The sequence below is a fragment of the Microbacterium sp. GQ128 genome (assembly GCF_059758615.1).
The window spans coordinates 47045-73106 of sequence record NZ_JCAXDY010000001.1; the positions used below are offsets into that span (position 1 = coordinate 47045).

The 26062-nt window shown below is 69.3% G+C and carries 22 protein-coding genes and 1 pseudogene; 15 read left to right on the top strand and 8 right to left on the bottom strand.

Features of this window, described 5'->3' with window-relative positions:
* Nucleotides 1-84: 84 nt before the first annotated feature.
* On the bottom strand, nt 85-1788 hold the full coding sequence (locus tag AC6CHX_RS00240; protein WP_498272008.1) for a 2-isopropylmalate synthase: 1704 nt from the start codon (nt 1786-1788) through the stop codon (nt 85-87).
* Between the two features lie 273 nt (nt 1789-2061).
* Between AC6CHX_RS00240 and AC6CHX_RS00245 the strand changes: the two genes are divergently transcribed.
* The gene (locus AC6CHX_RS00245; RefSeq protein ID WP_498272009.1) at nt 2062-2730 is read left to right on the top strand and encodes a FadR/GntR family transcriptional regulator; all 669 of its coding nucleotides are present in this window, start codon (nt 2062-2064) and stop codon (nt 2728-2730) included.
* A 23-nt stretch (nt 2731-2753) separates the two neighbouring features.
* Here AC6CHX_RS00245 and helR read toward each other — a convergent pair.
* Nucleotides 2754-4883: pseudogene (gene helR / locus AC6CHX_RS00250) on the bottom strand (RNA polymerase recycling motor ATPase HelR); the annotation flags it as partial.
* Nucleotides 4884-5047: 164 nt separating this feature from the next.
* Between helR and AC6CHX_RS00255 the strand changes: the two are divergent.
* From AC6CHX_RS00255 to AC6CHX_RS00270, 4 genes are all read left to right on the top strand, one after another.
* Nucleotides 5048-5632 carry an NADPH-dependent FMN reductase gene (locus tag AC6CHX_RS00255; RefSeq protein ID WP_498271213.1) on the top strand — a complete coding sequence of 195 codons (585 nt, stop codon included), beginning with the start codon at nt 5048-5050 and terminating at the stop codon, nt 5630-5632.
* 161 nt (nt 5633-5793) lie between these two features.
* Nucleotides 5794-6009 (top strand): hypothetical protein, encoded by a 216-nt coding sequence (locus AC6CHX_RS00260; RefSeq protein ID WP_498271214.1) that lies wholly within the window; start codon nt 5794-5796, stop codon nt 6007-6009.
* A 139-nt stretch (nt 6010-6148) separates the two neighbouring features.
* The gene (locus tag AC6CHX_RS00265; protein WP_498271215.1) at nt 6149-6523 is read left to right on the top strand and encodes a DUF2255 family protein; all 375 of its coding nucleotides are present in this window, start codon (nt 6149-6151) and stop codon (nt 6521-6523) included.
* Nucleotides 6524-6807: 284 nt separating this feature from the next.
* Nucleotides 6808-7191, top strand: a complete 384-nt coding sequence (locus AC6CHX_RS00270; RefSeq protein WP_498271216.1) for a hypothetical protein — start codon at nt 6808-6810, stop codon at nt 7189-7191.
* Between the two features lie 31 nt (nt 7192-7222).
* On the opposite strand, the gene AC6CHX_RS00275 is transcribed toward AC6CHX_RS00270, so the two are convergent.
* From AC6CHX_RS00275 to imuA', 3 genes are read right to left on the bottom strand one after another with little or no spacing between them, the layout of a single operon-like run.
* On the bottom strand, nt 7223-10690 hold the full coding sequence (locus AC6CHX_RS00275) for an error-prone DNA polymerase (protein ID WP_498271217.1): 3468 nt from the start codon (nt 10688-10690) through the stop codon (nt 7223-7225).
* The gene (locus AC6CHX_RS00280) at nt 10690-12228 is read right to left on the bottom strand and encodes a DNA polymerase Y family protein (RefSeq protein ID WP_498271218.1); all 1539 of its coding nucleotides are present in this window, start codon (nt 12226-12228) and stop codon (nt 10690-10692) included. Before AC6CHX_RS00280 ends, AC6CHX_RS00275 begins: the two co-directional genes overlap by 1 nt.
* Nucleotides 12225-13007 (bottom strand): DnaE2-dependent mutagenesis accessory factor ImuA', encoded by a 783-nt coding sequence (imuA', locus tag AC6CHX_RS00285; RefSeq protein WP_498271219.1) that lies wholly within the window; start codon nt 13005-13007, stop codon nt 12225-12227. The genes AC6CHX_RS00280 and imuA' overlap by 4 nt, the downstream gene beginning before the upstream one ends.
* Before the next feature lie 132 nt (nt 13008-13139).
* Between imuA' and AC6CHX_RS00290 the strand changes: the two genes are divergently transcribed.
* The 6 genes from AC6CHX_RS00290 to AC6CHX_RS00315 all read left to right on the top strand — a co-directional run bounded on the left by AC6CHX_RS00290 (nt 13140) and on the right by AC6CHX_RS00315 (nt 17537).
* The gene (locus AC6CHX_RS00290; protein WP_498271220.1) at nt 13140-13610 is read left to right on the top strand and encodes a prepilin peptidase; all 471 of its coding nucleotides are present in this window, start codon (nt 13140-13142) and stop codon (nt 13608-13610) included.
* 51 nt (nt 13611-13661) lie between these two features.
* Nucleotides 13662-13877, top strand: coding sequence for a response regulator (locus tag AC6CHX_RS00295; RefSeq protein ID WP_136042202.1), 216 nt, complete (start codon nt 13662-13664; stop codon nt 13875-13877).
* Nucleotides 13870-14484 (top strand): CYTH domain-containing protein, encoded by a 615-nt coding sequence (locus AC6CHX_RS00300; protein WP_498271221.1) that lies wholly within the window; start codon nt 13870-13872, stop codon nt 14482-14484. Before AC6CHX_RS00295 ends, AC6CHX_RS00300 begins: the two co-directional genes overlap by 8 nt.
* Before the next feature lie 62 nt (nt 14485-14546).
* On the top strand, nt 14547-15707 hold the full coding sequence (locus tag AC6CHX_RS00305; RefSeq protein ID WP_498271222.1) for a type III polyketide synthase: 1161 nt from the start codon (nt 14547-14549) through the stop codon (nt 15705-15707).
* Nucleotides 15704-16429 carry a methyltransferase domain-containing protein gene (locus tag AC6CHX_RS00310; protein WP_498271223.1) on the top strand — a complete coding sequence of 242 codons (726 nt, stop codon included), beginning with the start codon at nt 15704-15706 and terminating at the stop codon, nt 16427-16429. Before AC6CHX_RS00305 ends, AC6CHX_RS00310 begins: the two co-directional genes overlap by 4 nt.
* Nucleotides 16416-17537 (top strand): FAD-dependent oxidoreductase, encoded by a 1122-nt coding sequence (locus AC6CHX_RS00315; protein ID WP_498271224.1) that lies wholly within the window; start codon nt 16416-16418, stop codon nt 17535-17537. Before AC6CHX_RS00310 ends, AC6CHX_RS00315 begins: the two co-directional genes overlap by 14 nt.
* A 131-nt stretch (nt 17538-17668) precedes the next feature.
* Here the strand turns inward: AC6CHX_RS00315 and lpdA are convergent, their stop codons facing one another.
* Together lpdA and AC6CHX_RS00325 are read right to left on the bottom strand one after the other, a co-directional pair.
* On the bottom strand, nt 17669-19066 hold the full coding sequence (gene lpdA, locus AC6CHX_RS00320) for a dihydrolipoyl dehydrogenase (RefSeq protein WP_498271225.1): 1398 nt from the start codon (nt 19064-19066) through the stop codon (nt 17669-17671).
* Nucleotides 19067-19075: 9 nt separating this feature from the next.
* Complete coding sequence (locus tag AC6CHX_RS00325) at nt 19076-19726, bottom strand: copper resistance CopC family protein (RefSeq protein ID WP_498271226.1); 651 nt, start codon at nt 19724-19726, stop codon at nt 19076-19078.
* Between the two features lie 101 nt (nt 19727-19827).
* Here AC6CHX_RS00325 and AC6CHX_RS00330 point away from each other — a divergent pair, with 101 nt between their 5' ends.
* From AC6CHX_RS00330 to AC6CHX_RS00340, 3 genes are all read left to right on the top strand, one after another.
* Nucleotides 19828-20313, top strand: coding sequence for an FHA domain-containing protein (locus AC6CHX_RS00330; protein ID WP_029261538.1), 486 nt, complete (start codon nt 19828-19830; stop codon nt 20311-20313).
* Nucleotides 20313-20999, top strand: coding sequence for a transcriptional regulator FtsR (ftsR, locus tag AC6CHX_RS00335; RefSeq protein WP_498271227.1), 687 nt, complete (start codon nt 20313-20315; stop codon nt 20997-20999). The genes AC6CHX_RS00330 and ftsR overlap by 1 nt, the downstream gene beginning before the upstream one ends.
* A gap of 100 nt (nt 21000-21099) precedes the next feature.
* The gene (locus AC6CHX_RS00340; RefSeq protein ID WP_136042194.1) at nt 21100-21645 is read left to right on the top strand and encodes a MerR family transcriptional regulator; all 546 of its coding nucleotides are present in this window, start codon (nt 21100-21102) and stop codon (nt 21643-21645) included.
* A gap of 73 nt (nt 21646-21718) precedes the next feature.
* On the opposite strand, the gene AC6CHX_RS00345 is transcribed toward AC6CHX_RS00340, so the two are convergent.
* Nucleotides 21719-22531 carry a ParA family protein gene (locus tag AC6CHX_RS00345; protein ID WP_029261541.1) on the bottom strand — a complete coding sequence of 271 codons (813 nt, stop codon included), beginning with the start codon at nt 22529-22531 and terminating at the stop codon, nt 21719-21721.
* 93 nt (nt 22532-22624) lie between these two features.
* On the opposite strand from AC6CHX_RS00345, the gene AC6CHX_RS00350 reads away from it, so the two are divergent.
* The gene (locus AC6CHX_RS00350) at nt 22625-26032 is read left to right on the top strand and encodes a pyruvate carboxylase (RefSeq protein WP_498271228.1); all 3408 of its coding nucleotides are present in this window, start codon (nt 22625-22627) and stop codon (nt 26030-26032) included.
* The last annotated feature ends 30 nt before the right edge of the window (nt 26033-26062 follow it).

The following is a 26062-nucleotide window of genomic DNA, read 5'->3' on the forward strand; positions in this document are numbered from 1 at the left end:
GCTGTGGCACCCGGATCGCGGCGCCGGAGGGACGCATGATCGACGCAGCGTCCCTCCGGCGCGGGCCAGCGCACCGCAGTCCGGTCAGCCGGCGCTGCCCACGGGGGCCGCGGAGCGGCTGCCGTTCGCGGCCGCGATCACAGCCGACAGGGTGGCTGCGATCACCGAGCGCCCTTGGCCGGCCGTCCATCGGCTTCCCGCCGCGGACTGATGCTCCACCAGTGTCAGTGCGTCGCTGTCGTTGCCGGAGCCGACGCTCGTCTGATGCAGGCTGACCACATCGACCTGGATGCCGTGGGCGTCGAGCGCGGCGGTGAGGGCCTCGACGGGACCGACGTCGGTGTGGTCGCTGACGTGCTCGCATCCGTCGATGCGCAGCGTGATCGCGGTGTGCGTGGTCCCGGAGCTCTCGGCGATGTCGTAGGCGACGAGGTCGACGGAGTCGGAGGCCGCCCGGATGTACGTGCTCCGGAAGACGTCCCACAGCTCGGCGGCCGTGATCTCGGCTCCGGTCGCATCCGCGTGGCGCTGTACATGGCGCGCGAAGTCGATCTGCAGGCGCCGCGGCAGCTCGACGCCGTACTCGGCCTCCAGCAGGTAGGCGATGCCGCCCTTGCCGGACTGCGAGTTCACCCGGATCACCGCGTCGTAGTCGCGTCCGATGTCGGCGGGATCGATCGGCAGGTAGGGGACCCGCCACTCGACCTCGTGCTCCGCACGCCCCTCCGCGGTCGCACGCGCGCGATGCTCGGCGAAGCCCTTCTTGATGGCATCCTGATGGGTCCCGCTGAATGCGGTGTGCACGAGGTCGCCGACATACGGATGCCGGGCAGGGACCTCGATCCGGTTGCAGTATTCGACCGTGCGGCGGATCTCGTCGATGTCCGAGAAGTCGATCATCGGGTCGATGCCCTGCGCGTGCAGGTTCAGGGCCAGGGTCGCGATGTCGACATTGCCGGTGCGCTCGCCGTTGCCGAAGATACAGCCTTCGACCCGCTGCGCCCCGGCGAGCACGGCCAGTTCTGCGCAGGCGATGCCGGTGCCGCGGTCGTTGTGCGGATGGACGGAGAGGATCACCGCCTCGCGGCGAGCCAGGTTCTTGTGCATGTATTCGATCTGGTCGGCGTACACGTTGGGCGTCGCCACCTCGACCGTCGCGGGGAGATTCAGGATCACCGGCCGCTCGGGCGTCGCATCCCACAGGTCGGTCATGGCGTCGCAGATCTCCAGGACGTAGTCGGGCTCGGTGAGGTTGAACACCTCGGGAGAGAACTCGAATCGCACGTTCGGCAGGTCGCCGGCGAACTCGAGCACGTCGCGGCCGCCCGTGAGGATGAGCTGCTTCAGATCGGCCTCGCCGTAACCCAGGACCATGTCGCGCCATGCCGGCGCCGTCGCGGTGTACATGTGGATCACGACCGGATTACGGATGCCGCGGATCGAGGCGACCGTGCGCTCGATGAGGTCGCGGCGGGCGGGTGTGAAGACGACGATGGTTACGTCGTCCGGCGCGATGTCGCTCTCGGCGATGAGGCGGACGAAGTCGTGATCCGTCTGCGACGCCGAGGGGTATCCGACCTCGATCTCCTTGTAACCCATCGAGACCATCAGCGCGAAGAAGCGCCGTTTGCGGTCGGGGTCCATCGGTTCGGCGAGCGCCTGGTTGCCGTCGCGCAGGTCGACGGGCACCCACAGCGGTGCCGCGGTCAGGCGGTGCGTGGGCCAGTCGCGCTCGATCAGGGGAACCTCCACTCGCGAGAACACGTCGCGGTAGCGGTGCGAGGGCATCTGCGAGTGTCGTTGCCGGTTCCACGTCGGTGCGTATCGGGGGATCGGGCCAGTGGGGGTGGAGATGCGGGAGGAGGGCGTCGTGCTCATGGCGGTGCTGCTTCCTTCTTCGGAGAGGTGACCGGCGCATGATCGACTCCACGACGGGGAGCCGGTCCGGCTACGCCCCGCCGTGGCGGCGAAGAAGAAGGTGCTCTGACATGAACATGGCTAGACTGTAGCAGAACTCCTCAGACAAGTAGACGAGCTTGTAGACGACGGATCGGACGACCCATGGCTCAGGTGAAGCGCACACCGCTCGCGGATCAGGCGGCAGCGCTGCTGCTGGAGCGGATCCGAGCGGGAGAGTGGACGCTGGGGGAGAAGCTCCCCGGTGAGACCACGCTCGCACCGCAGCTCGGAGTGGGGCGCTCCACGGTGCGCGAGGCGATCCGCCAGCTCGCCGGACGCGGAGTGCTGGCCTCACGGCAGGGGGCCGGGGTCTTCGTCACCGCACTCGACGCACCCGAGGACTGGGATTCCGTTCTGCGCAGAGCCGGAGTCGCCGCGGTGATCGAGGCGCGGATCGCGATCGAGACCGAAGCGGCAGCGCTCGCCGCGTCACGACGGACGCCGGCCGATCTGCGCGTCATCCGTCGCGCCCTGGCCGAGCGCGACGCACATCGCTCCGAGCTCGAGAGCCACGTCGACGCCGACACGGTCTTCCACCGGTCGATCGTCGCCGCGGCCCACAATCCGGTTCTGCTCGATCTGTTCGACAGCTTCACCCCGCGACTGCGGGAGGCCATGATCGAGATGCTCCGCATCCGCCGGGTGTTCGGCGGCGACGAAGACCACGATGCGCACGCCGTGCTTGCGGACGCGATCGCCGACCGTGATGCGACGGGCGCGGCCGAACTCAGCCGCGCCCACCTCCTCACACTGCGGGACGCACTGGCCTGACGGCGGAGGCACCCCGCCCGTCGCCGCAGGATGACCAGCTCACGAGTGGTCCTGGTCATGGCGACATAGCGGTCGACCGCGCCCGTCACGTCGTCACCGAACTGCTCGGGCCGCACGAGGGCGACCAGGTCGAACTCGAGTCCCTTCGCGCCCTCCGGGGTCAATGACCGCACCCGCTCCCGGGGCGCGAAGCCCGGGTCCCCGATCACGCAGGCCACGCCGTCGGGGTGCGCGTCGAGCCAGGCGCCGAGCACGTCCGGAAGCGTTGCGGCGTCGCCGAACCGCACGGGAACTCCGCTCTCGCGCACCGACGTCGGCACGTTGGCGTCCGGGATCGCCGCGAGCACAAGGGGCGCCGCCGTCGCCATCACCTCCGCGGGCGTGCGGTAGTTCACCCCGAGGTGGGTGATCCGCACGTCGCGCAGACCGATGCGCGTGAGCCTCTCCTCCCAGGTCTCGGTGAATCCGTGCCGAGCCTGCGCGCGGTCGCCGACGACGGTGAAGCTGCGCGAGGGACAGCGGGCGACGAGCATCCGCCATTCCGCATCCGTCAGTTCCTGTGCTTCGTCGACGACGATGTGCCCGAAGGGGCCGGCCAGCTCGTCGGGTGTGAGCGCCGGTGGGGCGTCGACGCCAAGCAGCACGTTCCGCGCGTCCTGCCCGCGCAGCATCGACATCACCTTCATCTCGCTGTCGTCGTCTTCGATCAGGTGGTCGACCACGTGGGAGATCTGTTCCTGCGCTGAGGCGATCACCGCCTGGCGACGGTGTTCCTCGCGCACGGACTCCGGGTCGCCGATGCGACGCCGGGCGGCATCCAGAAACGGAAGGTCCGCCGTGGTCCACGGCGCCGATTCGTCCCTTTGCAGCAGCGCGATGTCGTCCGCGGAGAGCTGAGGCGCGCACCTCCGCAGCAGATCGGGCGAGCTCCATATCCGCCCCACGACGGTGGTCGGGGACAGCAGCGGCCAGGCGCGCACGAACGTCCCGGTGAGGTCGTCGTCCTGACGCAGCCAGCGCCGGATCGCGTGCGGCGGCACCTCCTCATCACTGACCTGTTCGACGAGGAGTTCCACGATCTCCTCCCAGACCTCGTCCCGAGCCTCGTTGTGCGACGCCGCGGGGTCAGCGGCGGCGAACACCTCTGTCCACTCCTCGCGGCTCAGCCAGAGATCGGCCCAGGGCGATTCCAGACGCATGGCGTGCTGCGGAGGGCGCTCGAAGGTCCGGGCGGCGGCGTCCAGCATCGCGTCAGGAGAAAGCGAGGCTTTCACCGCGGCGACGCGTGGATCCGGCTCCTCGACGGCGGTCGCGCCTTCGGGTACGAGGTCGCGCAGCGTGCACAGCCGCACTGTGTCCTCGCCGAGACTCGGCAACACGTCTTCCACGTAGGCGAGATAGTGCGCGTTCGGCCCCACGAGCAGCATGCCCCCGGCGCTCTGGGTCAGTCGCGGCTCCGCATACAGGAGGTGCGCGGCCCGGTGGAGGGCCACGACCGTCTTTCCGGTGCCCGGACCGCCGTCGACGACGAGAGTGCCGGGGGAGGGAGTGCGGATGATCGCATCCTGGTCGGCCTGGATCGTCGCGAGCACGTCGCGCATCCGTGAAGTGCGGTGCGTGCCGAGGCTGGCGATGAAGGCGGACTGGTCATCGAGGGAGGCCGCCCCGTCGAACCCCGCCGGGGTGAGCGCCTCGTCCCAGTAGTCGCTGATACGAGCGTCTGTCCACCGGTACCGACGACGCGAGACGATGCCGCGAGGATCCTCCATGGTCGCGGCGAAGTAGGGCTCCGCCGCCGGAGTCCGCCAGTCGACGAGCAGCCGGGTGCCGTCTGCCGCAGCCAGACCCGTGCGACCGATGTAGATCGGGTGGCCCTCGGCCGGCGTCATCCTGCCCAGGCAGATGTCGATGCCGAAGCGCTCCAGGATCCGGAGCCTTCCGCTCAGGCGGCGGATCTCCAGGTCGCGGTCCACGGCGGCGTCCCCGAAGCCGGCGCGCTGGCGGCGCACCTCGGTGAGGCGGCGGGTTACCTCGGCGCGCTGCTCCTCCAGGGTGTCGGCGATCCGTCGGAGGCGCGCGCGGTCGGCGTCGAGGAGGCCAGGGGTGGCTTTCGCGTGCAGATTCTCGGGCAGGTCGAAGGGGTCGAAAGGCATGGGTCTCCTTCACACGCGAGGGCCGGATCGCGCGAGCGAGGGTCGATTCTGCCGCATGGAGGGGGCCTTGCGGCAAGCCCCCATCCCGGAGATATCCTGGAAATGGAAGGACGCGGGGATCACGCTGACGCATCCGACCGGACGCCCTCCCTGCGGAGCACACCATGACGCATCGCATCGGCTATGTCATCGGAAGCCTCGCGCACGACTCGATCAACCGTGTCCTCGCGAAAGCGCTCGTGGGGCTGGCGCCGCACAGCCTCGAACTCGTCGAGATCCCGATCCGCGATCTCCCGCTCTACAACCGCGACGACGAGCTCGATCCGGTCGCCGCGGTGACCGAGTTCAAGCGTGCTGTCGAGGAATCCGAGGGGCTGCTGCTGGTGTCGCCCGAGTACAACCGCTCCATCCCCGGAGCGTTGAAGAACGCGATCGACTGGGGATCCCGTCCCTGGGGCCACAACTCCTTCGCCCGCAAGCCCACCGGCATCATCGGCGCTTCCACCGGAGCCATCGGCACCGCCGTCATGCAGTCGTCGATGCGCAGCGTGCTGAGCTTCCTCAACGCTCCGCAGCTCAATGCCCCGGAGGCGTACATCACGTTCGATCCCACGGTCTTCGGCGCGGACGGCGAGGTGAAGGATGCCGGCACGCGGGAGTTCCTCCAGCACTACATGAACGAGTACGCCGCGTTCGTCGAGCGGGTGCTGTCCCTCACCGCGCCGGGGCACGTGGGGGATCAGGGCTAGTCGGACCGACGGAGCCGCCCGTCAGCGGGCCGCTCCGTCGACGTGCTCTGCGGGCGGCATGCGCGAACGGCAGCCTCGATTCGATCGCGCAGGTCAAGGCCCTTGGCTCGGGCGCCTACGCGTCGCATGCTGGACGGATCTCTGGAGAGGAAGGGCATCGCATGTCTCTGAATCATGATCCGATCGACGCGGTGAAGCCGGACGCCGACCTGCACGAGCAATCCCGCCCCGAGCTCGAGGAGCCGGAAGACCCGGAAGTCGCGGTGGCCGCGCCGGGTCCTGGTCCGCTGGACGTCGATCTGGCCGACGCCGATTCAGCGGACGCCGTGGACCAGCGGACCGAGGTCCCTCTCGACGAAGAGCGTCGCGAGGAGTGATCCCCGCTCCGGCGACGGGGAATAGCCGACGGTGGGCTCGGGGTTGACGCCATCGGAGGCGCTCGTCGGCCGCACCACGACACGGCCGATCCGCGATCTTGCGAGTCGCGCCTCGACGGGACTCAGGAGGAGTGGGCAGATGACGATGTGGAACGCCGACGAGTTGGCCGCGATCGCCGCGCCGGAGATGTTCGATCTCTCCGCGCAGCTCGACGACGGGACGACGCCGAAGACCGTGGGGATCTGGGCGGTCGCCGTGGACGGCCGCCTGTTCGTACGCTCCTATACGGGGCTCGAGGGCAAGTGGTACGCCCCGGCGCTCGCCAGTCTGCGCGGTCGGGTGTCGGCCGGTGGTGTCACGAAGGACGTCCGCTTCGAGCGCGTCACCGATGAGGCGACGAACACGGCGATCGATGCCGAGTACCTCGCCAAGTACACGCCGAGCCCCTACGCGCCCGAGATGGGACAGGAGCCGGTGCGCTCGAACACCCTCGAGGTGATCCCGCTCGACTGAGCGTGCGCCGAATCGGCGGCTCGACGGGGGTATGCCCTCCCGAACGATCCGCCCCAGACGGTACCGCCGAGAGGGCTGACCGTCCTTCCCGGACGGTTGGGGAGGCGGCGAAGATCTCGCTGCGCTCTCGGCTGATCTCCCCAGATCTCAGCCTGTAGCCCCCGCTACGTGAGCAGAGTACCGCTTAATCGCCTTGTCCGCCATTTGGGGGACAAAGAAATTTACGAATGTTGCGCATTCCGGTCTCCTGTTGTCTTCCTGTCGGCGATGTTTAGGGTGGACTCATGGACAGACTGCTCGTTATCACCGCTCAGGTCGCCATCGCCCACGGCCACCGGGTCGAGGTGACCGAGCAGGTCGATCCGCTCACCGATGAACCCGTGGTCCTCGCTCTCGTCGACCTCGACACCGGCATCCGGTACCGCCGCGCAGAGGAGCCGAGCGGTGACGTCTCGCGCTGGATCGGCCGGGTGCTGGAGTGCACGGTGACCATCGGAGGACCCCGAGCGCACACCACCCTGCTGGTCGACCCCATCGGGCCCGGAGCGACGGGCGCCAAACGTGCCCTCCGCGGGGCCGACGCGGCCGCCGACGCCGCGAAGGCGGAAGCCGACCGATGGAGTGGCGCCGATCGGCCCCCGGTGGAGGAGCCCGAGCGCTTCTGGTGAGTCGGGGGCGGCGAGCCGAGAAGTGCCGCCGTCAGCGGAAATCCCTGGACCGGTGCGTGAGCCCGGTGCGCAGATCCTCGAAACCGTCGGCGAGCACATTGACCACTCCCTCGACCGACCGCTCCAGGATGCCGCGGATGATGAGCGCCGGTGATTCCCGGGCGACGCGACGGTAACGGTTCCAGACTCCGGCCGAGCAGACGATGTTCACCAGTCCGCTCTCGTCCTCGAGGTTCACGAAGGTGATCCCTGACGCTGTCGCCGGCCGCTGGCGATGGGTCACGAGGCCGGCGACCTCGATACGGCGACCGGCCTCGTGGCCCTGCAGATCGGCGGCGGTGAGCACCCCGCGGGTGCGCAGTGCCTCCCGGAAGTGCGCCATCGGATGGTCATCGGTCGACACCCCGGTCGCCCAGAGATCCGCCGAGAGCCGCTCGTAGCTGGTCTGATCGGCGAACAGGGGCGGTTGCACGGCGACGGTGGTCCCCGGAAGGAAGCGGGAGCGGTCGTCCGCTGCGGCGCCGGCGAGCCAGATGGCCTCTCGGCGCTCCAGCCCCAGGCAGTCGAAGGCACCGGCGGTGGCGAGTGCCTCCAGCTGTGCGGCGGTGGCATCCGTCCGACGCACCAGATCGTGCAGGTCACGGTACCGCCCGTGCGCCTCGCGCTCGGCGACGATCCTCTCCGCCATCGGCACGCCGATCCCGCGGATGCCGCTGAGGCCCAGTCGCACCGCGGATCCGCCGTCCCGCCGATGTGCCGCGGACTCGTCGGGAGCCTCCCTGTCGAAGCGGAGGGTGGGCGGTTGCGGATCGTCGAGGCAGTCCTCCCGGCCGGTCGGACCGTGCGAGGACGCGCCCTGGTCGAGAGGCTCCAGCATCTCCGTCGCCCCTGAGACGTGCAGATCGGGGCGGCGGACTTCCACCCCGTGCCGTCGGGCGTCCGCGGTGAGGGTCGCCGCGGAGTAGAAGCCCATCGGCTGCGAGCGCAGCAGGCCGGCGAGGAACGCTGCGGGGTAGTGCAGCTTCAGCCAGGAGCTGGCGTAGACGAGCAGGGCGAACGACAGGGAGTGCGACTCCGCGAAGCCGAAGTTCGAGAACGCCTGGATCTGGGCGTAGATGCGATCGGCCGCCTCGTCGGTGAGCCCGCGCCTGGCCATGCCGGCGTACAGCTTGTCCCTGACCTTCTCGATCTTCTCCAGACCGCGTTTCGACCCCATCGCCCGGCGTAGCAGGTCGGCCTCATCAGCCGTGCAGTCGCCGATGGCCGTCGCCATCTGGATGAGCTGCTCCTGGAAGATCGGGATGCCCAGCGTGCGCTTGAGGATGTCCTCCAGATCGCTGTGCGGGTAGGGGATCGTGAAGTCCACGGGCTCCTCGCCCCTGGCCAGGCGCTTCCGGTTCTCCTCGTCGACACGATCCTTCGCCATCTTGCGTCGCACGAAGGGGTGCACGGCCCCTCCCTGGATGGGGCCGGGACGGATGAGCGCGATCTGGATGGCGAGGTCGTAGAAGCAGCGGGGCTGCAGACGGGGGAGCAGGCCGATCTGCGCGCGGGACTCCACCTGGAAGACCCCGATCGAATCCGCCCGGCAGAGCATGTCGTACACCCCCGGCTCCTCCTTGGGGATGCGCTCCAGCGTCCACTCCTCGCCGGTGTTCTCCCGGATCAGGTCGAAGCAGTGCTGCAGGGCGGCGAGCATCCCGAGGCCCAGCAGGTCGAACTTCACCAGGCCCATGAAGGCGGAGTCGTCCTTGTCCCACTGGATGACGGTGCGGTTCTCCATGCGGGCATGCTCCACCGGCACGACTTCGCCGACCGGGCGCGCGGTGAGCACCATGCCGCCGGAGTGGATGCCGAGGTGGCGGGGTGCCTTCAGCAGCTCACCGGCGTAGGCGAGCACGTTCTCCGGGATGTCGTGACCCTCGACGGGCTCGAGTCCCACGCCCCAGCCGTCGACCTGGCGGGACCAGGCATCCTGCTGTCCGGGGGAATGACCGAGCGCCCTCGCCATGTCGCGCACCGCGTTCTTCGGTCGGTACTGGATGACGTTCGCCACCTGGGCCGCGCGTTCCCTCCCGTACTCCCGATACACCCACTGGATGATCTCCTCACGGCGGTCGGAGTCGAAGTCCACGTCGATGTCCGGCTCCTCCGTCCGCGTCGTCGCCAGGAACCTCTCGAAGGGGAGGCGATAGAGGATCGGGTCGACCGCGGTGATCCCGAGCAGGTAGCAGACCGCGCTCGCCGCGGCCGATCCCCGACCCTGGCAGAGGATGCCGCGTCTGCGCGCCTCGGCGACGATGCCGTGCACGATCAGGAAGTACCCCGGGAAGTCCTTCTCCTCGATCACATCCAGCTCGCGTTCGATCCGACGGTGGCCGGCGTCGTCCAGCCGGGGGTACTTCGACGGCACGGCCTCCCAGACCAGGTGACGCAGCCAGCTCATCGGCGTGTGCCCCTCCGGGACCTCCTGCTGGGGGAGCGCTGGCCGGGCGAGGCGCAGCGGGAAGGCGGATGCCGCCGCCAGTTCGAGCCCGTAGGAGATCGCTCCGGGGTAGCGCTGGAAGCGCGCGGACATCTCGGCGCCGCTGCGCAGATGTGCGCCGCCGTGTGCAGGCAGCCAACCGTCGAGCTCATCCATGCTGCGCACCGCGCGGACCGCGGCCACCGCCTCGGCGAGGGGCGCCTGTGCGGGGGTGGCGTAGTGCACGTTGTTGGTCGCGACCACCGGCAGCCGCATCCGACGGGCGTGGTCGGCGAGGGCGTCGTTGCGGCGGGTGTCCAGCGGGTCTCCGTGGTCGAAGAGCTCGACGGCGATGTGGTCGGCTCCGAACAGGTCGATGAGGGAGCGCAGCGGAGTGGCCGCGTCTCCGGCCTCGAGCCCGCGGCGCACCGCGCCCTTGCGGCATCCGGTCAGGATCGTCCAGTGCCCGCCCGCGCGTGCGGCGAGGTCGTCGAGGTCGTATACCGGGCGCCCTTTCTCTCCGCCGCGCAGCTGTGCCGCGGAGATCGCGCCCGAGAGCCGGTGGTAGCCCTCCATCCCGCGGGCGAGAACGAGCAGGTGCTCACCGGCAGGATCGGCGGAGCCTCGTTGCGGTGCGGGCAGGTCGAGTGACAGCTCGGCCCCGAACACGGTCTGCAGCGGGCTCTCCATGAGGTCGGCGACCTCGGCGAACCGTGCGGCACCGTAGAAGCCGTCGTGGTCGGTGAGGGCGAGCGCGGTCAGGCCGAGGCGGTCGGCCTCGGTGAGGAGATCCTCCGGGGAGGAGGCGCCGTCGAGGAACGAGTACGAGGAGTGGGCGTGCAGCTCGGCATAGGGGACCGCATCCTCGGGGCGCGCGGTGGCGGTGGGAGGAGTGCGCTTGCGGCGCCGACTCACCGGTCCTGGGTCCGTCCGCTGGCCGCGCGGTTCGGCGCCGAGAGGGGCCGGGGGCGACTCCTCGCCGCTGAGGGTGCGCTCCAGGTCGTTCCAGGAGAGGGGCGGATTGTGCCAGCCCATCAGCGATACCTCCCCTCGACCCACCAGCGCTCGCCGGTGTGGAAGACCAGCCAGGCACGGTCGTGATCGTCGACGATCTGCAGTCGGTGCCCACGTTTGCCGCCGCCGGATGCCCAGCGGCGCTCGTGGACGGGCCAGGGGCCGGCCCACGCCTGCACGGTCGCCCCGTCGATGCGGGCGGGATCGCTCGAGAGCGCCCCGCGCTCGTCGATGGTGATCGTGGTCTCGTCCGCCGCCAGCACCCCGATCGGACGCGGGGGGCGGAACACCTCTGCCGGGAGCGGATCGGGCAGGCTCCCCGGCCAGGGCGATTCCGGGTCGCGAGGGGCGACCGTGCGCTCACCCCAGGGCGTCAGCACCTGGCGATCGGCGAGCCACCGGCCGCCGGATACCGCGGCGGTGAGCACGCCCTGATGCCCCAGCATGGTCTGCACGCGGGAGACCGCGTGGTGCAGGCGCTCGTCGGTGCCGGATCCGAAGAGGCCCGGCTGGTGATGGGCGGCGTCGTCCACGGCGGCGGGGACGATGCGCACCGCCATGATGCCGCCGAACGCCCGTGCCTCATCGACCGGTTCCTTCGCCGACTGCGCGGCCAGGGCCTCCAGCTGCCAGCGCACCCGATCCACGAGGTCGGAGGCGTCGAAGCAGGTCGGATGCAACCAGGACCGGGAGAAGACCACGCCGTTGTCGTCGGTCAGATCGATGCGCACCTCCGTGCACACGACCGAGGCGTCACCGAGCGCGAGCATGACCGCATCCGCCGTCTGCCGCACCGCGAAGGCGACCTGGTCCGCTCCACCCAACGGCGAGTCGAACTCGATGTTCCGAACGAGTTCCGGGTCGGGGGGACGCGGTGTCAGCGGGCGGGAGTCGGCGCCGGCGGCGAGCGCGTGCAGGCGCGCACCGTGTTCGCCGAAGCGGTCGCGCACGTCGAGCGGGGCGAGCGCGGTGAACTCGCCGAGGGTGCGCACTCCGAGTCGGACGAGGAGACCGGCGATCTGCTCGTCGCGCAGCACCTGCACGGGGAAGGGAGCGAGGAACTCGCGGGATCCGCCGGGCGGCACGACCGTGCAGGGTGTGGGACCCCGCGCGGCGATCTCGGCGGTGAACGGGCCGTCCGCGACGCCGATGCGCACCTCGGGGAAGCCGGCCTCCGCGAGGACGGCGGTGAGCGACTCGGCTGCTTCCGCCTCTCCGCCGTGGTAGCGGGAGATGCCCCGGGCGCGGACGATCGCGAGTCCCGGCCGCAGCAGGGTGACCCCTGGCGCCTGCTTCTCGATGAGGTGCAGTACGGGGAGGAAGGCGCGCTCGTCGCGGTCGGGGTCGTGGGGGAGCACGCGCAGCGAGGAGAGGTGGCCCTGGGCGACGCGGCGGCGCTGACCGGTGCGCACGCCGTGCTCCCGGGCGGAGGCGGTGCAGGCGACGATCGTGTTCGCCTGCACCAGGGCGGTGGGCAGGTGCGGAGGCGGGCTGCCGAGCGCGGCACGCAGGGGCCAGTCGGGGAACCACAGCACGAGCACGCGGAGCGGGCTGTTCATCCGGCTTCCGCCCATCGCAGGAGCTCCGGGGGAGCAGCCTCTCCCTGGCCGGCGATGTCAGGGGAGAGGGAGGGCAGCGCGGTGAGCTCGGTCGCGACCGTCTCGACGGCGCCGTGGCCTCCCGGCAGCCGCACGTGCACGCTCGACGGGCGAGAGGTGTGCCGGGTCTGCGCGGTCACGGTCACGGTGCAGTCGGAGAGCAGCCCCCATCCGGCGCCGAGACCGTGCCAGTGCGGGTCATGAAGGCGTATCGTCCCCTCGCTCTGCGGCCAGCGTCCGATGCCGGGTGTCTCGGTGACCAGGAGTGTGCACCCGCGATCGCGCAGGCGGGCGCTCAAGCGGGAGACGTCGGCATCCCGTGCCCGCGTGGCGGGGTTCACGACGATCAGGGGCACGACCTCGGCCAGCGCGGAGGTGGCCGCGAGCCAGCGCTCTCCCGGGTCGGGGACGAGGATCAGCCGGGCGAGATCGATGCCGAATGCGGCTGCCGCTTCGACGCCGAGGGTCGGCATGCCGACGACGGCGCACCAGTGCCCCTTCTGAGACGCGGCACTGAGCAGTGCGAGCACCAGGCTCGGCGAGGGGGAGACGGTGTAGGAGGTTCCGGTCTGCAGCCCTTCCTCGGGAAGGAGTGCGGAGAAGGCGGGGTCGAGGGGGATCAGCGTATGCTCGCTGCGCCGGCGCTGCATCCGGCTGATCTCACGGCGCAGTCGCAGCACTTCTCCCGCGCGGGAGTCGCTCGCCGGTGAGAGCGAGGCCAGTGCATCGAGACTGATCACCCTGCATCCTTTCTCGAAGATATATTCTAATATATCAAGTCGTGTGGATGACGATAGTTCGTACATCGGACATCGGCAGGAGTTCTCCACAGGCCACCGGCGTCCGGACCGCGGATCTCCTAACCTGCGCCTATGGACCCGCGACTCGCACTCATCTCACTCGTGCACGTCATGCTGGCGGTCGTCGGCGCATGGCTGATCGTGATCGACGCGCGCACCCACCGCCTCCCGAATCGCATCGTGCTGCCGACGCTCGCCGTGCTGATCGTGCTCGCAGCCCTCGACGCGCTGGTCACGGGGCAGGGCACCGCGTTCCTCCGCGCCCTCCTCGGCATGGTGATCCTGGGTGGCTTCTACGCCGTGCTGCGCGGGATCAGCCGTGCCGGGATGGGCGGCGGCGACGTGAAGCTCGCCGCGGTCATCGGGTTCGCGCTGGGCTGGCACGGCTGGCAGTCGCTCGCGATCGGCGCCGCCTCGGCCTTCGTGCTCGGGGCGCTGTACGCACTCGTGCTCATCCTCCTGCGCCGAGCGGACGGTGCCACCCGCATCGCCTTCGGCCCGTGGATGATCGCGGGTGCTCTCCTCGGTGTCGTCCTGGGCTGAATCCGCCGGGTCTCGCACGGATAGTCCGATGTCGGGGCTACCCTGAAGCACATGGCACTTGCACGGCTTCACGGCGGCCCGCTCGACGGGCAGATCATCCCCCTCGGCGACGCGGACGACAAGCTGATCGTCCCCTACAGCGAGACGCAGGTGGTGTACAACCGCCGCAGCGAACCGCAGAACACCGGCCCGACCGATGGGCCGACCGAGGTCGACTACTGGTTCGAAGAGTCTCTCGAGGATCTCACTCTCAACGACGATGACTGAACCGTCCCGCACGGTCGAGGTCGAGCGCAAGTACGACGTCGACGGCGAGACCCCGCTGCCGGTCTGGGAGGCCATCCCCGGGGTCGACGCCGTCACCGCCGGGGAGGCCCGTGCGCTCGACGCGCAGTACTTCGACACCGCCGACGGAGATCTCGCCCGTGCCGGGGTGGCGCTGCGCCGTCGCACCGGTGGCCCCGACGAGGGCTGGCACGTGAAGGGACCGCGACAGGGCGACGGCCGTCTCGAACTCGGCTGGCCGCTCGGTGAGGGCGATGCGCTGCCCGAGGCCGTGGCCGAGACCGTGTCCGCATGGACGACCGCTCCGCTCACCCCGCTCGCCCGCATCCGGAACGACCGCACCGCCTACCTCCTCACGGGCCCAGCCGGGGTCGTGGCCGAGTTCGTCGACGACCGGGTGCAGGCGACGGATCTCCGGGGCGATGTGCAGCGTGAATGGCGGGAGTGGGAGATGGAACTCGGTCCCGCAGCTCCGGCCGACGACGAGGCGCGCGCCGCCTTCTTCGATGCCGTGGAGCGTGCCGTCCTGGCCGCGGGAGGCCGGGAATCGGCATCCGGTTCCAAGCTCGCCCGCGCCCTCGGCTTCTAGTCAGACGCAGGGCCGAACGCAACCCCTTCCCCCGGGGCGACACCGCATGCTTGAGTGACAGCATGAGTCGACCGCCTGTGCTCCGATCGCTGCAGACGATCGTCCCCGACACCGTTCTCGTCCAGGAGCAGGTGCGCGACGTCTTCGCCCAGCAGCCCGACCTCGGGCGTTTGGCGCAGCGGATCGTCACGACGTCGTTCAACGTCTCGGGCATCGACCGGCGCCACACCGTGATCGACGAGCTGTCGCTCGATTCCGACGTGGCCGAGCCCGTCTTCTTCGACCGGCGTTCCGGAGAGCTGCTGGCTCCGGGCACCAAGGCACGCAACGACATCTACACCCGCGAGGCTGCGAAGCTCTTCGTCGACGTCGCACGGAAGGCCCTGGATGCCGACCCCGAGATCGGCCCGGAGGATGTGACGCACGTCATCACGGTGTCCTGCACCGGGTTCCACGCCCCCGGCCCGGAGTACGAGATCGTGCGCGCACTCGGGCTGTCCGACGCCGTCCAGCGCTTCCATCTCGGGTTCATGGGCTGCTACGCGTCCATGCCGGCGCTGCGGGCGGCGAGTCAGTTCTGCATCGCGGACGAGAACGCGGTGGTCCTGGTGGTCAGCGTCGAACTCTGCACCCTGCATCTGCGCTCCTCGGAGAACCCCGACACGATCGTCGCCTCCTCGCTGTTCGCCGACGGCGCCGCGGCCGGCATCGTCACGGCCCGGGACCTCGCGTCGGCCTCACCCGCCCTGCGGTTGGACCGCTTCCACACGGCCATCGCGCCGGAGGGCGAGAAGGACATGGCCTGGACGATCGGCGACAGCGGTTTCGAGATGATCCTCTCCACCGCCGTTCCGCAGATCATCGGGGAGACCATCATCGGCGCACTCCGGCCGCTGTACTCCGCTGATGCGGAGATGGCCGAGGCGTTCGAGGGGGGTCGGGTGGGGGAGAAGGTCGAGCACTGGGCGATCCACCCCGGCGGTCGCAGCATCCTGGACCGGGTGCAGGAGCGGATGCACCTCAGCGACGCGCAGCTGCACCCCGCTCGCGAAGTCCTGCGCGAGAACGGGAACATGTCCAGTGCGACCGTGCTCTTCGTCCTCAAGCGCATCCTGGAGGAGGAAGAGGCTGCAGCGGGCGAACGCGTCGCCGCGATGGCCTTCGGCCCGGGGCTGACCGCCGAGAGCGCGCTGTTCACCGTCGTCGCCCCTTCGACCTCATGAGTCCAGTCCTGGCGGTCAGGGACGTCGACACCCCTGAGCTGATGGACGACCCGCACGCCGATGCACGGATGCTCGCACGGACCTACGGACGTTTCGGCTTCGTGAACGCGCTGGTCTCCCGTCCTGGCACGCTCTATCGTCGCGACATCCGGCCGCGCGCCGAGCGGTCGGGGCGACTGCGCATCCTCGATGTCGGTGCCGGCGGGGGAGACCTCTGCCGCCTGCTCGCCGGGCGGCTGCGTCACGACGGGCTCGACGCCGAGATCACCGCTCTCGACGCCGACGAGCGCGCGATCCGATGGGCCTCGGCGCACGACCGCGGGGCCGGTATCCGCTACCGACGCGCGCTGACCTCCGAGCTGGTCGACGCGGGCGACACCTACGACGTCGTGCTGTCCAACCACGTGCTGCACCACCTGGACGCGGACGAGCTTCAGACGGTGCTCAGCGACTCGGTGCGACTCGTCGCGCCGAACGGGCTGGTGTCCCACCACGACATCGCCCGGAGCCGGGCCGCTCACGTGCTGTTCGCCGCCGCGACCTGGCCGATCTCGCGCACCCTCCTCGCCGATTCGTTCATCCGCGAGGACGGACTCATCAGCATCCGTCGCTCGTACACGGCCGCCGAGCTGACGGCGATCGCTCCGACCGGGTGGACCGTCCGCGGGGGACTGCCCTCGCGACTGGAGCTGCGGTGGGAGGAAGGCAGTGCCCGATCATGACGTGCTGATCGTGGGAGCAGGCCCCGTCGGTCTGCTCCTGGCGTGTCTGCTGCTGCAGGAAGGGTTGCGCGTGGTGGTCTGCGAGCGGCAGACGGATGCCGACGCTCGGACCAGAGCGATCGGCATCCATCGGCCGGGGCTGGACGCTCTCGATGCGGTCGGCATCGGCACGGACGTCCGGTCCGAAGCGCTGCGGCTCGACGGTGGAGAGGTACGCAGCCGCCGACGGACATTCGCGACGCTGACCTTCGCGCCGGACCGTCCCGTCCTGATCCTCCCGCAGCCGCGGACGAGCGCGCTGCTCCGAGCCCGCGTGCAGGCTCTCTCGCCGGATGCGTTGATCTCCGGATGCACCGTGCGGACTCTCCGGCAGGACGCGGATGCCGTGCTGGTGGCGGCGGAGACCGTCGGAGGTCCCCGCGAGCACACGGCGTCGATGGTGGTCGTCGCCGATGGCGTGCGGAGCCGTCTCCGCGACGATCTCGGTGTCGGGTGGCGGCGTCATCCGGGACACGCGTCGTACTCGATGATCGACATCGACGACCCCGGAGCGGGGGACCGTGCGGTGCTGCACTGCGAACCCGCAGGTCTCGTCGAGTCCTTTCCGCTTCCCGGCGGACGCAGGCGGTGGGTGGTCCGCCACGGCGTGGGAGAGGACCTGCACCACGCTGATGCCTTCCGTAGGACGATCGAGGCGCGCACCGGGCTCGGCATCGAGCTCCCGCCCGACGCGGAGCCGACCTCCTTCGTCGCCGCGCAGCACCGAGCGACACGGCTGACCACAGGTCGGGTCGTGCTCCTCGGGGATGCCGCGCATGAGATCAGTCCGATCGGCGGGCAGGGGATGAACCTGGGCTGGGTGGACGCCCGACGTCTCGCGTCCGAGCTCGTGCGGTCGCTGCCGCATCGGATGCCGGAGTTGGCGAGGTTCGAGTGGCACGTGCTGCGCTCCGCCTCGCGCGCACAGCGTCGCTCGGCGTTCTACATGTCGATGGGTGCTCCGGCGCCGATGCCCGTGGTCCGCGGCAGGGAGCTGCTGATGCGCGCGCTTGGCGCGCCGCCGGTCCGGGGCTGGACGGCCGGGCTCCTCACGATGCGCGGACTCTGACGCACGACCTCCTCACGATGCGCGGACTCTGACGCACGACCTCCTCACGATGCGCGGACTCTGACGCTCGTGCCGCTGACGCACGAAGGCCCGGTCCGCATTGCGCGGGACCGGGCCTTCGAGAGGGTGGATCAGAAGTTGATCATGTGGCCGGCGAGGCCGTGGAAGCCCTCCTGCAGCGCCTCCGACAGCGTCGGGTGCGTATGCACGTTGCGGGCCAGCTCGAGCGCCGTGAGGTCCCACTTCTGGGCCAGCGTGAGCTCCGGCAGCAGCTCGGACACGTCCGGGCCGATCATGTGGGCGCCGATGAGCTCGAGGTGCTCGGCGTCGGCGATCAGCTTGACGAAGCCGACCGGCTCGCCCAGGCCGTGCGCCTTGCCGTTCGCCATGAACGGGAACGTCGCGACCTTGATCTCGCGCCCCTCATCCTTGGCCTGCTGCTCGGTGAGACCGAACGAGGCGACCTGCGGCGAGCAGAACGTCGCGCGCGGCATCATCCGGTAGTCGCCCAGCGTCTGCGTCTCGGCGCCGCCGATGGTCTCGGCCGCGACCACGCCCTGCGCCTCGGCCACGTGGGCGAGCTGCAGCTTGGCGGTCACGTCGCCGATGGCGTAGATGCCCTCGACGTTGGTGCGCGTGTGGTCGTCGATGTCGATCGCGCCGCGCTCGGTGAGCTTGACACCGGTCGCCTCGAGTCCGAAGCCCTCGATGTTCGGGGCGAAGCCGACCGACATGAGGACCTTGTCGGCCTCGATCGACGACTGCTGCCCGTCCTTGCCGGTGTAGGAGACGGTCACGGACGAGCCGTTGTCGACGACCGACTCGACCTTGGTGGAGGTGAGGATGTCGACGCCGTAGTTCTTGTACTGCTTCGTGATCTCCTTCGACACGTCGGCATCCTCGTTGGGGAGTGCGCGGTCGAGGAACTCGATGATCGTGACCTTGACGCCGTAGTTCGTCATCACGTAGGCGAACTCCATGCCGATGGCACCGGCGCCGACGATGACGATGGACTTCGGGAGCTCACGGCTGAGGATCTGCTCCTCGTAGGTCACGACGTTGTCGCTGAGCTGCACTCCGGGGAGCAGGCGGACCTTGGAGCCGGTCGCGATGATCGCGTTGTCGAAGGTGACCTCTTCGGTGGTGCCGTCGGCCTTGGCGACCGAGATCGCCTTCGGACCGGTGAAGGTGCCGCGACCGTCGTACTCGGTCACCTTGTTCTTCTTCATCAGGAAGTGGATGCCCTTGACGCGACCGTCGGCCACGACACGGCTGCGGTCGAACGCCTTGCCGTAGTCGATCGTGAACTCACCCGAGATGCCGAAGAACTCGGCCTTGTGATTGAGCGTGTGTGCGAGCTCCGCGTTCTTCAGAAGAGCCTTGGAGGGGATGCAGCCGACGTTGAGGCAGACACCGCCCCAGTACTTCTCCTCGATGATGGCGGTGGAGAGACCGAGCTGCGCGCTGCGAACCGCAGCGACGTATCCGCCAGGACCTGCACCAAGGATGACGACGTCGTAGTGTGGCATGCCTTAAGCCTATCGCTCCGTCGGGGCGTCGGAACCGGACGCGGAACCGCCGCGGCGACGGCTCAGGACGATCCAGATGACCACGCCGGCGACCACCAGGACAGCGACGATCGCAAGCACCCAGACCCACGGCGATCCGCCGGTGGTGTCGTCGGAATCCGCTGCCGGGGTCGTGGTCGCCTCGGGGGCTGCGGTCTGCTCGGCCGTCGGCGCCGCGGTGGTGGGGGCGGCAGTGGGTTCCTCGGTCGGTGTCGCGTCGTCTCCGACGGTCACGGTGAAGGAGTACTCGCCGGAGGTGGGGTGGCCGTCGCTGGAGACGACCTTCCAGATGACGTGATAGTCGCCGGCGGGACCCGAGCCCTGCAGCGGCTGCGTCACGATCGCGCCGTCGACCGTCGCTGCGCCATCGGAGACCGAGGAGCCGTCGGGGGCTGTGACGACGACCTCGGTCGCGCCCTCGCCGTCGATGAGCTTCGCGCTGAAGGTGAGCGTCAGCTCTTCCGGCACGGTCTCGACCGACTCATCGGCGGCCGGAGACGACGATACGAGCGCGTCGTGCGCGGAGGCGGAGACCGGGGAGAAGAGAACGAGGAACGCGGCGAGCAGTGTCACGGCGAGGGTGATCGGGGCGGCCGGATGGCGCAGAGCTTTGATCTTCACGAGTCCACCCTATGAATCCGCGGTATGTGATGGCTGAGTATGCAAGCTGCCTCCCGCGAGCGCCTCGGCATCCGTTAGTCTGGAAAACCAAGGAGGGCACTGTGACTGACAGCGACAGCCGACCGGCCGGAGAAGCCGCGATCCACCGTTCCGGTGAGCAGAGACACGACGTGACGCAGACGTTCGGGCACGATTCCGACCTGTCTTTCGTGCCGTTCGGAGTGGAACTCACCGACGTGGAGCAGAGTGCGATCAGCGCCCTGCCCGCAGGATCGGCGTTGCTGCTGGTCCGTTCCGGCGCTCTCGCCGGTGCCCGCTACCTCCTCGACACCGACGTGACCACGGTCGGCCGTCATCCCGAGGCCGACATCTTCTTCGACGACGTCACCGTGTCCCGTCGTCACGCGGAGATCACTCGCACCGGGTCGACGTTCGAGATCATCGACCAGCGCTCGCTCAACGGAACGTACGTCAACGGGGAGCGCGTCGACCGCAGCCCGCTGGTCGACGGCTCCGAACTGCGGGTCGGCAAGTTCCGCCTGAACTTCTTCGCCTCCCCTCGCGATCGCGCGGCGGCGAACGACTGATGGCGGCTACTCCCGCCCGCGAACGTTCCGCGTCCGCGGGCTTGCTGAGCATCGGCCAGGTCCTCGCTCGGCTCACACCGGAGTTCCCCGACCTCACCTCCAGCAAACTGCGCTTCCTCGAGGTGCAGGGCATCGTCAGCCCCTCTCGTACGGAATCCGGCTACCGCAAGTTCTCCGCGGCGGACATCGAGCGACTGCGTCTCGGACTCACTCTTCAGCGCGACCACTACCTTCCGTTGAGCGTGATCCGCGAGCAGCTCGACGAGGTCGATGCCGGCGGGGAGGCCGCTCCGCTCGCTCCGCCGCCCTCCATCGCGCCGGCGCCACGCCGATATCGACGCGATGAGCTGCTGGCTGCGGCCGGCGCGGGTCCGCAGCTGCTCAACGACGCGATCAGCACCGGCGTCATCGTCGCGCAGGAGAGCTACCCGGAGGCGACGGTCACGCTGCTGCGTGGTCTCGTCGCCCTCGACCGTCACGGCATCGAGCCCCGGCACCTGCGCTCGCTGCGTCAGGGAGCAGACCGCGAGGTCGCGCTCATCGAATCGGCGATGTCCTCGCTGCTGCGTCGGACGGATGCGCCGTCGCGGGCCAAGGCCAGTGAACTGGCGCCGGAATTGGCCGCGCGGATCGACGAAGTGCGCTCGCTCTTCGTGAAGGACGCGCTGTCGCGCGTGCTTTCGTAACGAACTGGTTGCGACACACCTTCGCGGTCCCGCGGATGTGATTGCCGGTGCCCAGGCACTGCTCTACCGTGGAAGATAACCGTTCCAGGGAGGATTTCAGATGAATGCGGATGAGCTCGCAGCAGACCCGCGGTTCGTACCCGAACTCCTCTTCACGGACGGTCTTCCGGCCATGGACGACGAGGTCGGCTACCGCGGTGCGGTCGCCGCTCGTGCCGCCGGCATCACCTACCGTCAGCTGGACTACTGGGCGCGCACCGAGCTGGTGGAACCCACCGTTCGCGGAGCGAGCGGCTCCGGTTCGCAGCGCCTGTACGGCTTCCGCGACATCCTCGTGCTCAAGCTCGTGAAGAGCCTTCTCGACACGGGCATCTCTCTGCAGCAGATCCGCACCGCCGTGGAAGAGCTGCGACGCGCGGGTATCCGCGATCTCGCCGGCACGACCCTCATGAGCGATGGCGCTTCGGTCTATCTGTGCACCTCGAACGATGAGGTCATCGACCTCGTGAGCCGAGGCCAGGGCGTCTTCGGCATCGCGGTCGGCAAGGTCCTCCGCGAGGTGGAGTCGACGCTCGTCGCGTTCGACGCGACCGCTCCGGATCCGGTCGACGAACTCTCGGCCCGCCGGACCAAGCGCTCCGCTTAGATCGCACGTCTCGTCATACAGAAAACGGCCGTCCTCGATGAGGATGGCCGTTTCACTGTGCGCGTGGCGGGTGTCAGCTCTGCGGCCCGCTCTCGGGAACGGCGATCCGTCCGGTGCGGATGATGCGATCGAGCAGCGAATCGAAGTCGGCGGCGAGCTCCTGTGCGGAATCGCCGGGCCAGATGTGCAGCGGCTTGGCGGCACCCTGCGCCTGCTGCAGGGAGGTGCGCTCCGGGAGCTGCGGGGAGAGCACGAGGGGGCCGAACATGTCGCGCAGCTCTTTGATGCGGAACTGGTGCTCGATGGACTGCGGGCGCACGCGGTTCACGACGATGCCGAGCGGCTGCAGCCGGGGAGAGAGGCCACGCCGGATCTCTTCGATCGCGCGAAGCGCGCGGTCGGCCGCGGCGACCGAGAAGAGCCCGGGTTCTGTGACGACCATGACGCGATCACTCGCGGCCCAGGCCGTGCGGGTGAGGGCGTTCAGCGACGGTGCGCAGTCGACGAGCACGAGGTCGTAGTCGGCCTCGACGGAGGCGAGCGCTTCCTCGAGCTTCCAGACGTCTCGGACGCTCGGGTGCGGTCCGTCGAAGTTGATCGCGGAGGGGCTTCCGATCAGCACGTCGATGGTGCCGGGGTGGACCTTCGCCCAGCCGCTGGAGGTGATCGCCTGACGGACCACCTTCTCCTTCGGATTCGCCAGGACGTCGGCGATGTTGAGTCGTCCGGCCACCTGGATGTCCATCCCGGTGGAGACGTCGGACTGCGGATCGAGGTCGACGACGAGAGTCCGGACTCCTCGAGCGAAAGCCGCTGAGGCCAGCCCGAGTGTCACGGTCGTCTTGCCGACGCCTCCCTTGAGAGAGCTGACGCTGAGTACGTGCACGGACACCACGTTACCTTCCCCTAGGCTGAGGGAACACTCAGCCCCGCCCCATGCGCATCGAAAACGCTGCGCATCGAGCTTTCAGAGGTGTGCATGTTCCAGAAGATCCTTGTGGCGAATCGCGGCGAGATCGCGATCCGCGCATTCCGTGCGGCAGTCGAAGTGGGGGCGCGCACCGTCGCGGTCTTCCCGCATGAGGACCGCGGCTCAGTGCACCGGCTCAAGGCCGATGAGGCCTACGAGATCGGTGAACGCGGACATCCCGTCCGCGCGTACCTGAACGTCGATGAGATCATCCGTGTCGCTCTCGAGTCGGGCGCGGATGCGATCTACCCCGGATACGGGTTCCTCTCGGAGAACCCTGAGCTGGCCGAGAAGGCCGCAGCCAACGGCATCGTCTTCATCGGACCTCCGTCCAACGTCTTGGAGATGGCGGGGAACAAGGTCGAGGCCAAGCGTCACGCGATCGAAGCCGGTGTACCCGTCCTCCGCTCCACCGAGGCCTCCGACGACGTCGAGGCTCTCGTCGCCCAGGCCGAGGACATCGGATTCCCGCTGTTCGCCAAGGCGGTCGCGGGTGGTGGCGGGCGCGGCATGCGCCGGGTCGAATCCTTCGGCGATCTCGCCCCCGCGCTGGCCGAGGCCATGCGCGAGGCGGCCAGCGCCTTCGGCGATGCCCGGATGTTCCTCGAGCAGGCGGTCGTGCGCCCCCGGCACATCGAGGTGCAGATCCTCGCGGACAAGACCGGCGAGACCGTGCACCTGTTCGAGCGTGACTGCTCGGTGCAGCGGCGTCACCAGAAGGTCGTGGAGATCGCTCCGGCGCCGAACCTCGACGACAGCGTCCGCACCGCGCTGCACGGATACGCGGTCGCGTTCGCACGGTCCATCGGCTACGAGAACGCCGGCACGGTGGAGTTCCTGCTCGAGACGGCGGGGGAGCGCACGGGCGAGGTCGTCTTCATCGAGATGAACCCGCGCATCCAGGTGGAGCACACGGTCACCGAGGAGGTCACCGACGTCGACCTCGTGCAGAGCCAGATGCGCATCGCGTCCGGCCAGACCCTCGCGGACCTCGGCCTGCAGCAGGAGAACCTGCATCTGCGGGGCGCGGCGCTGCAGTGCCGGATCACGACCGAGGACCCGACGCAGGGCTTCCGCCCCGACACCGGGAAGATCACGACCTACCGCTCGCCCGGCGGTGCCGGCATCCGTCTCGACGGCGGAACCGTCCACCAGGGTGCGCAGATCAGCCCGCACTTCGACTCCATGCTGGCGAAGCTGACCTGCCGTGGTCGCGACTTCCCCGCAGCCGTCGCCCGAGCGCGTCGTGCGCTGGCGGAGTTCCGCATCCGCGGTGTCTCCACCAACATCCCCTTCCTGCAGGCTCTGCTGGAGGATGACGCGTTCATCGCGGGCGATGTGAGCACCTCGTTCATCGATGAGCGTCCCGAGCTTCTGCGCGGTCGGGTCTCGAAGGACCGCGGGACGAAGTACTTGAACTGGCTGGTCGACGTCACCGTCAACAAGCCGCACGGCGCCCACCCGGGTGTGATCGACCCCTCGTCGAAGCTGCCGACGGTCGATCTGACCGCGGAGCCGCCGGCAGGCTCTCGTCAGCGGCTCCTCGAACTCGGGCCGGAGGGCTTCGCCCGGAGCCTCCGCGAGCAGACCGCCCTGGCGATCACCGACACCACTTTCCGCGATGCGCACCAGTCCCTCCTGGCGACCCGGGTCCGCACGAAAGACCTCGTCGCCGCTGCCCCCTACCTGGCACGGCTGACCCCCGGCCTGCTTTCCGTCGAGGCCTGGGGTGGTGCGACCTACGACGTCGCCCTGCGGTTCCTCGGCGAGGACCCGTGGGAGCGCCTCGACAAGCTGCGTGCCGCTCTGCCGAACGTGGCGATCCAGATGCTTCTGCGCGGCCGCAACACGGTCGGCTACACGCCGTATCCGACGGCGGTCACCGAGGCGTTCGTCGCGGAGGCGGCCGCCAGTGGCGTCGACATCTTCCGCATCTTCGACGCGCTCAACGACGTCGAGCAGATGCGGCCGGCGATCGAGGCCGTCCGCAAGACCGGCACGGCCGTCGCCGAGGTGGCACTCTGCTACACCGGGGACCTGCTCGACCCCGCCGAAGACCTCTACACGCTCGACTACTACCTGAAGCTCGCCGACCAGATCGTCGAGGCGGGCGCGCACATCATCGCGATAAAGGACATGGCGGGTCTGCTGCGCCCGGCGGCCGCCGCGAAGCTCGTCGCGGCGCTGCGGGAGCGGTTCGACCTGCCGGTCCACCTGCACACGCACGACACTCCGGGCGGTCAGCTGGCCACACTCCTCGCAGCCAGCGCCGTCGGTGTCGATGCGGTGGATGCGGCGTCGGCACCTCTGTCCGGAACCACGAGCCAGCCGTCCCTGTCTTCGCTCGTCGCCGCTCTCGCGCACACCGAGCGGGACAGCGGAATCCCGCTCGATGGAGTGTCCGATCTCGAGCCCTACTGGGAAGCGGTCCGTCGGACGTACGCGCCGTTCGAGTCGGGGCTTCCGGGGCCGACCGGACGCGTCTACCACCACGAGATCCCCGGCGGTCAGCTCTCGAACCTGCGTCAGCAGGCGAAGGCGCTGGGCCTGGCGGACGACTTCGAGCTCATCGAGGACATGTACGCAGCCGCCGACCGGATTCTGGGACGCGTGCCGAAGGTGACCCCTTCGTCGAAGGTGGTCGGCGACCTGGCTCTCCACCTCGCCGCCGTGAAGGCGGACCCCGCCGACTTCGAGGCGAACCCGGAGAAGTACGACGTGCCGGATTCGGTCGTCGGCTTCATGGCGGGCGAACTCGGTGACCTTCCCGGCGGGTGGCCCGAGCCCTTCCGGACGAAGGTTCTCGCCGGACGCTCGGTGCGACTCGGCCTCACGGATATCACGTCGGAGGACGAGGCGGCACTCGCCGGCACCAGCGCCGAGCGACGGACACGACTGAACACCCTGCTGTTCCCCGGACCGAGCGCGGAATTCGCGGAGCGTCGTGAGCTGTTCGGCGATCTCTCGGTGCTCGACACCAGCGACTACCTCTACGGGTTGGTCGCCGGGCAGGAGCACATGATCGAGATCGATCGCGGAGTGCAGCTCTACGTCGGCATCGAAGCCATCGGCGAGGCGGACGACAAGGGCATGCGGACCGTCATGACGACGCTCAACGGCCAGCTTCGCCCCGTGTTCGTGCGAGATCGCGCGATCGCCGTCGATGCGCACGAGGTGGAGAAGGCGGACACCTCTGTCCCCGGGCAGGTCGCCGCTCCGTTCTCGGGCGTCGTCACCCTGAAGGCCGAGGTCGGAGCGACCGTTCGAGCCGGCGAGCCCGTCGCGTCGATCGAGGCGATGAAGATGGAAGCGGCCATCACCGCACCCGTCGACGGCATCATCGAACGCCATGCGATCGCCGAGACGCAGCAGGTGGACGCGGGAGATCTTTTGGTCGTGATCCGCCCCGCGCACTAATCTTGTGCGGGCGAGGCCTGCGCACTGTGT

Excerpts from the sequence above, each read along its gene's own strand:
- AC6CHX_RS00240 (WP_498272008.1), bottom strand. The coding sequence starts at position 1,788 with ATGCCCTCGCACCGCTACCGCGACGTGTTCTCGCGAGTGGAGGTTCCC.
- AC6CHX_RS00245 (WP_498272009.1), top strand. The coding sequence starts at position 2,062 with ATGGCTCAGGTGAAGCGCACACCGCTCGCGGATCAGGCGGCAGCGCTG.
- AC6CHX_RS00255 (WP_498271213.1), top strand. The coding sequence starts at position 5,048 with ATGACGCATCGCATCGGCTATGTCATCGGAAGCCTCGCGCACGACTCG.
- AC6CHX_RS00260 (WP_498271214.1), top strand. The coding sequence starts at position 5,794 with ATGTCTCTGAATCATGATCCGATCGACGCGGTGAAGCCGGACGCCGAC.
- AC6CHX_RS00265 (WP_498271215.1), top strand. The coding sequence starts at position 6,149 with ATGACGATGTGGAACGCCGACGAGTTGGCCGCGATCGCCGCGCCGGAG.
- AC6CHX_RS00270 (WP_498271216.1), top strand. The coding sequence starts at position 6,808 with ATGGACAGACTGCTCGTTATCACCGCTCAGGTCGCCATCGCCCACGGC.
- AC6CHX_RS00275 (WP_498271217.1), bottom strand. The coding sequence starts at position 10,690 with ATGGGCTGGCACAATCCGCCCCTCTCCTGGAACGACCTGGAGCGCACC.
- AC6CHX_RS00280 (WP_498271218.1), bottom strand. The coding sequence starts at position 12,228 with ATGAACAGCCCGCTCCGCGTGCTCGTGCTGTGGTTCCCCGACTGGCCC.
- AC6CHX_RS00290 (WP_498271220.1), top strand. The coding sequence starts at position 13,140 with ATGGACCCGCGACTCGCACTCATCTCACTCGTGCACGTCATGCTGGCG.
- AC6CHX_RS00295 (WP_136042202.1), top strand. The coding sequence starts at position 13,662 with ATGGCACTTGCACGGCTTCACGGCGGCCCGCTCGACGGGCAGATCATC.
- AC6CHX_RS00300 (WP_498271221.1), top strand. The coding sequence starts at position 13,870 with ATGACTGAACCGTCCCGCACGGTCGAGGTCGAGCGCAAGTACGACGTC.
- AC6CHX_RS00305 (WP_498271222.1), top strand. The coding sequence starts at position 14,547 with ATGAGTCGACCGCCTGTGCTCCGATCGCTGCAGACGATCGTCCCCGAC.
- AC6CHX_RS00310 (WP_498271223.1), top strand. The coding sequence starts at position 15,704 with ATGAGTCCAGTCCTGGCGGTCAGGGACGTCGACACCCCTGAGCTGATG.
- lpdA (WP_498271225.1), bottom strand. The coding sequence starts at position 19,066 with ATGCCACACTACGACGTCGTCATCCTTGGTGCAGGTCCTGGCGGATAC.
- ftsR (WP_498271227.1), top strand. The coding sequence starts at position 20,313 with ATGGCGGCTACTCCCGCCCGCGAACGTTCCGCGTCCGCGGGCTTGCTG.
- AC6CHX_RS00340 (WP_136042194.1), top strand. The coding sequence starts at position 21,100 with ATGAATGCGGATGAGCTCGCAGCAGACCCGCGGTTCGTACCCGAACTC.
- AC6CHX_RS00350 (WP_498271228.1), top strand. The coding sequence starts at position 22,625 with ATGTTCCAGAAGATCCTTGTGGCGAATCGCGGCGAGATCGCGATCCGC.